Annotated in this window: 1 protein-coding gene; it reads right to left on the bottom strand. The window is 74.2% G+C overall.

Going from position 1 to position 5,509, the window contains the following annotated elements:
- A partial coding sequence (locus ABZY11_RS42590) for an SDR family NAD(P)-dependent oxidoreductase (protein WP_356484322.1) occupies positions 1-5,509 on the bottom strand: 5,509 nt, incomplete at both ends.

The following is a 5,509-nucleotide window of genomic DNA, read 5'->3' on the forward strand; positions in this document are numbered from 1 at the left end:
CGGCGTGCTCGCCGATGTCGAGGGCATCCTCGCGCGCTCGCGCCCACGTTTGGCCGCAAGCAGAGGTATCGACATAGCCGCCAACGTCGTTCCGGCCGACGAAGTCGCCGAGGCCGATCAGCCGCACCATCGTGGCCGGGTCCAGGCCCAGTTCGTCGAAGGGCTCGTCCACCGCGGTGACGGGGACCCCGGCCGCGGCCGCGATGTCCTCGGGGCCGGTACCGGTGCCGGTGGGGCCGAGCCAGGTCCGCAGGCCGGAGACGACCCGGCGCAGGCCGTCCTCGTCCCGCGCGGAGAAGGGGAAGACGGCCGGTCCGGCCGCGACTGCGGGCGAAGGGGCCGGGGCCCGGTGCTCCTCGATCACGAGGTGGGCGTTGGAGCCGCCCGCGCCGAAGGCGCTGATGCCCGCGCGCAGGGGCCCGGCCCCTGTCCAGGGGGCGAGTTCGCGCTGTACCCGGAAGGGCACCGCGTTCCAGTCGACGGCCGGGTTGAGGGTGTCCGCGTGCAGGGAGGGCACCAGTTCACGGGCCTTCATCTGGAGCAGGACCTTGGTGAGGGCCGCGATGCCGGCCGCCGATTCCAGGTGGCCGACCGAGGACTTCACCGAGCCCAGTGCGACCGAGCCGGCCGGCAGGTCGCCGAAGGCCCTTACGAGTCCGGCCACTTCGGCCGGGTCGCCCAGGGCGGTGCCGGTTCCGTGCGCCTCGACGTACGAGATCCCGTCGGCCGGAATGCCGGCCGTGCGCAGGGCCTGGGTGATGACCTCGCCCTGGGCGCCGGGGCTGGGCACGGCGAATCCGCCCGTCTTGCCGCCGTGGTTGACCGAGCTGCCGAGGATCACGCCGAGGATGCTGTCCCCGTCGCGTTCGGCCGCCGCCAGCGGCTTGAGCAGGACGGCGCCGACTCCCTCGCCGGGCACCATGCCGTCGCCGTCCGCCGCGAAGCTGCGGCACCGGCCGCTGTCGCCGGTGAAGCCGCCGGCCGCCAGCTGTCGGTACTTGCGCGGGTGCGGGGCGAGGTTGACTCCGCCGGCGAGCGCATAGTCCGTGCGCCCGGCCGCCAGGGCCTCGCAGGCGAGGTGGATGGCCGTGAGGGAGGAGGAGCACATGGTGTCGATCGCCAGGCTCGGCCCGTTGAAGTCGAAGAAGTACGAGACCCGGTTGGCGATGGAGGCGTACCCCATGCCTCCGGCGAGGCCCCGCTCGTCCTCGAACAGCTGGTAGTGCCCGTACATGACGCCCACGTACACACCGACCCGGCTGCCCCGCAGGCGTGCCCGGGTGTACCCCGCGTCCTCCAGCGCGTGCCAGGAGGTCTGGAGGAACAGGCGTTCCTGGGGATCGGTCAGTTCGGCCTCGCGCAGGGACATCTGGAAGAAGCGGGGGTCGAACTCGTCGATGCCGTCGAGGAATCCGCCCCATCGCCCGGCCGGACGTCCGTCCGCGTCGGCGGTGGACCGGTGGTCCCAGCGGTCGGCCGGAACCTCGCTGACGCAGTCGCGGCCCGAGCGCAGGTTCGCCCAGAAGGTATCGAGGTCCCCGGCCTGGGGGTAGCGGCCGGCCATCCCGACGATCGCGACGCGGTGATCGGTGCCCGCCACGGGCTCCACCGACCGTACGTCCGCCGACGCGGAAGCCGTCCCGGAGCCCGTCCCGGACACCGCTGCGGAAGCCGTCCCGGACACCGGGACGCTCGGCCCGGCGGCCGGTGGGACCGCTGGTGGGCCGGCCGGAGCGGTAACCAGCTCGCGCACCCGGTCCGCATGCCGTTCGACCAGGTAGTCGGCGACCTCGCGGACCGTCGGGTACTCGAACAGCAACGACACGGGCAACTCGCCCATGCCCTCTGCGAGGACGTCCACGATGAGGGGGACGGTCAGCGAGTCGACGCCGAAGTTCTCGTACGTCTCGTCCAGCCAGAGCCGTTCGCGAGGGATCTGGAGGATCTGCGCGAAGGCGTCCCTCACGTACGCACGCGCGGCCTCCAGCAGTTCGTCGGTGTCCCCGCCGGACGGTGCCGGAGGCCCCGGCCGCTCCGCCGTGGCCGGGCGTTCGGCCGGGGTCGCCGCCACTGCGGGGGCGGGCGCCGCGCCGTCCGGCGCCGTTTCCGCGACCACCACGTGCTGGCTCAGCCCCTCGTCCGCCGGCAGGGCCCGGCTGCGGGTGAAACCGGCCAGACGGAGGGCCTTGCGCCATCCCGGCGCGGAGAGCAGCGGCGAGCCGGGCAGACGGAGTCCGGCGTCCTCGTGCAGCCACCAGCCGTCGAGGAGACCGAAGGTGAGCGTGGCGGTGAGGACGTTGCTGCTGGCCTCGTTGAGCACGAGCCGTCCACCGGGCCTCAGCAGCCGGGCCACGGCCCGCAGGGTGGCGAGCAGGTCGGCCGTCGCGTGGAGCACGTTGGCCGCCACGACCAGGTCGGCGCTGCCGGGGGTGAAGCCCTGGTCCTCGGGGTCGGCGGAGATGTCCAGCCGCTGGAAGCGGACATACGGATGCGCCTCGGCGAACCGCTGCTCGCCGTGCCGCAGGAAGGCGCGGGAGATGTCCGTGTAGACGTAGGTGACCTCCGTGCCCGAGGCGGCGAGGACGGGAAGGACGCTCGCGGTGGTGCCGCCGGTGCCCGCGCCGATCTCGATGACGGTGAGGGGGCCCTCGTGACAGGGCAGCAGGTCGTGTACCGCTCCCACGACGAGTTCGTTGGCCCGGTCGACGACCGGGCTGCCCCGGTAGGCGCCCTCGACGAGGGCGCTGGAGCCGCCGGGGAACATCACGTCGGTGGCACGGACGCTGCCGCGCAGCACGCCGAAGAGGTTCCGCATGCACGGGCGGAGCAGCCGGTCGAAGCGGTTCAGCGCGGGCTTGCGCTCGCACAGGCCGACCAGGTCGCCCTCGGGGTCTTCGGAGGCCCGGCGCCCGGCGGCGAGGAGCGATCCGCCCCGGTCGTGCAGGAAGCCGCCCTCGGTCAGCCGGCGCAGCAGCTCGGTGAAGAGCCGCTGCCGAGCGGGTACCACGCGCAGCCGTTCCGCGAGCGCGGCGGGGCGCCAGCTCTCGGCGTCGCCGAGGAACACGCCTTCGCCCTGGAAGAGCGTCCACAGCCAGTCGCACATGATCTCGGTCAGTCGGGCGTCGTCGGCCTGTGTGAGCAGCCGGTCGACCGGAGGGAGTTGCGCCAGCGACGGCACCAGGGTGACGTCGTCGGAGGGCGTACCGGTGTCCGCGTGTGCCGCGTCTGCGCTGTCGGTGCTCCGGCGCGGCTGGGCTCCGACCGCGGCGAGCGCGGCCGCGTCGGCCTTGACCACGACGACCTGCCGGTCCTCGCGTCCGAGCACGGCGTGGACGGCGGCCATCCCCTCCTCCGGGGTGATCGAGTGGATACCGGCGGCGGCGAGCCGGTTGCGGTGGCGCTCGTCGGCGACGATGCCGACGGTTCCCCAGTAGCCCCAGTTGATGACGGCCACCCGGGCGTCGAGCACCCCGTCGAGGTGGTGGGCGAAGGCGTCCTCGAAGGTGGATCCGGCCGCGTAGTTGCCCTGGCCGGCGCTGCCGGACAGGGCCACCGCCGAGGAGAAGAAGAGGACGAAGTCCAGGTCCGCCGCGTCGCGCAGGGCGGCGTGCAGGGCGACCGAGGTGTGGGCCTTGGCGTCGAGGACCGAACGGAAGGTCTCCTCCGTCATCGTGGCGACCGTCTGGTCGCGCAGGACGATGGTGGCGTGAAAGACCCCGTGCAGCGCGCCGTGCGTGGTCCTGGTCCACTCGACGGCCCGGCGCAGCGCGGCCGGGTCGGTCGCATCGGCCCTGCGGTAGGAGACGAGGGTGCCGTCCGGGTCGATGGCGCGCAGCCGTGCGCGGCGCTCGGCGTCCAGTTCGCTGCGGCCGAGGAGGACGACCTTGGCCCGGTGGCCCCGTACCAGCCATGCGGTGAGTTCCAGGCCGATGCCTCCGGCCCCGCCGAGGATCAGGTAGGTGCCGTCCCGGCGGATCCGTTCGCGCGGGGGTGTCGCGGTGACCGGGACGAGGCGACGGTGGTGGAGCACCCCGCCGCGCAGGGCGTAGGGGCCTCCGGCGGGAGCGTCGAGAACGTCCGCGGTGGGGGCGTCGGCGGAGGAGCGGTCGACGACCGCCACCTGCCAGCGGGGGTGTTCCTGGGCGAGCGACAGCGCGAGGCCGTGCAGACCGGCCGCGTACGGGTTGCCGACGGGCTCGCCCGCCGTGGTGAGGGCGTCCTCGGTGATCACGGTGAGACGGACCGCCGAGCGGGTCCCCTGGAGAACTTTGGCGAGCCGGAACAGGGCGAGGACACCGCGTTCCTGCGCCGCTTCGAGCGCGTCGGTGTCGTCGGTCCGGGACCCGGCGCGGGGGGCGAGGAGGATCACGTGGCCGGGCCGGCCGGTCGCGGTGGCGACACGGTCGTGCTCCAGTTCGACGACGTCGCCGCCGAGGCGGGCGCGCAGGGCGGCCGCGAGAGGTGCGGTGTCCGGTCCGCGCACGAGCCAGGTGGCGGCCCCGGCCGGGAGCGGCTGCGGAGTCCGGGCGGGCAGTTCGGTCCAGTGCGGTACGAACATCAGGTCGTCCGCGGCGGCCGTCGCGGCGGCTGTGGCTCCGGCGGTGTCTCCGGCCGGCCGCGATGGGGCGACACCGGGCGCGGGCCTCAGCGACAGGTCGCGCAGCCGTACGCGGACATGCCCTTCGGAGTCGGTCAGCGTCAGGTCGTAGCGGTCGGCGCCGATGGTGCGTACGTGGGCGTATCCGCGGTCCGTCACCGGGGCGTGGACCTCGGCCGCGGCGAGGGCGTACGGGACCATCGCGGGTCCGTTGTCCCGGTCCCGGAGCACGGCGAAGGCGTGCAGTGCGCCGTCGACCGCGGAGGGGTGGAGGGCACAGCCGGCGAACGGGGCGGCCTCGGCGGGGATCCGCAGGCTTACGAGCGCCTCGCCGTCACCGGCCACGATCCACTCGACGGCCCGCAGGGCGGGTCCGTAGAACAGTCCGGCGTCCGTGAGGTCGTCGTAGAGGTCGGTGCCCTCGTGCCGGTGGCCGAGTCGGCCCCGCACGGCGTCGATGTCCAGGGTCTGCCCGGCCTGCTCGGACAGGGACTCCACCCGGCCCTCGGCCAGCAGTTCGCCGGTGTCGTCGCGCAGGTCGAACCGGGTGCCGGTGTCGGTCCGGCGCAGCCGGGTCCGGGCGGTTCGCTCGGCGCCGGTCACGACGAAGGGCCGGAGCCAGCGGACGTGGGACAGCCGCAGTCGCTCCCCCGTCCCGGCTGCCTCGGCGGCGGCTCGGGCCATCTCCAGTACGGCGGCGGCCGGCAGGAGGCGGGTGTCGCCCAGCCGGTGGCCGCCGATGCAGGGGTGCTCGGGGCCGAAGGCGGTCCGGAAGGTGAGGCCGTCCAGGCTCTCGGCCGCGTCCATCCCGTCCAGGAGCGGGTGCACCGGACCCGCCGCGGTCCGCCCGGCGGGCGGCGACCAGATGGCGTCGGTGAGCCAGCAGCGGAGTTCCTCGAAGGGGTATCCGGG

It is taken from the genome of Streptomyces sp. NPDC006510 (genome assembly GCF_040611955.1).
GTDB lineage: Bacteria > Actinomycetota > Actinomycetes > Streptomycetales > Streptomycetaceae > Streptomyces.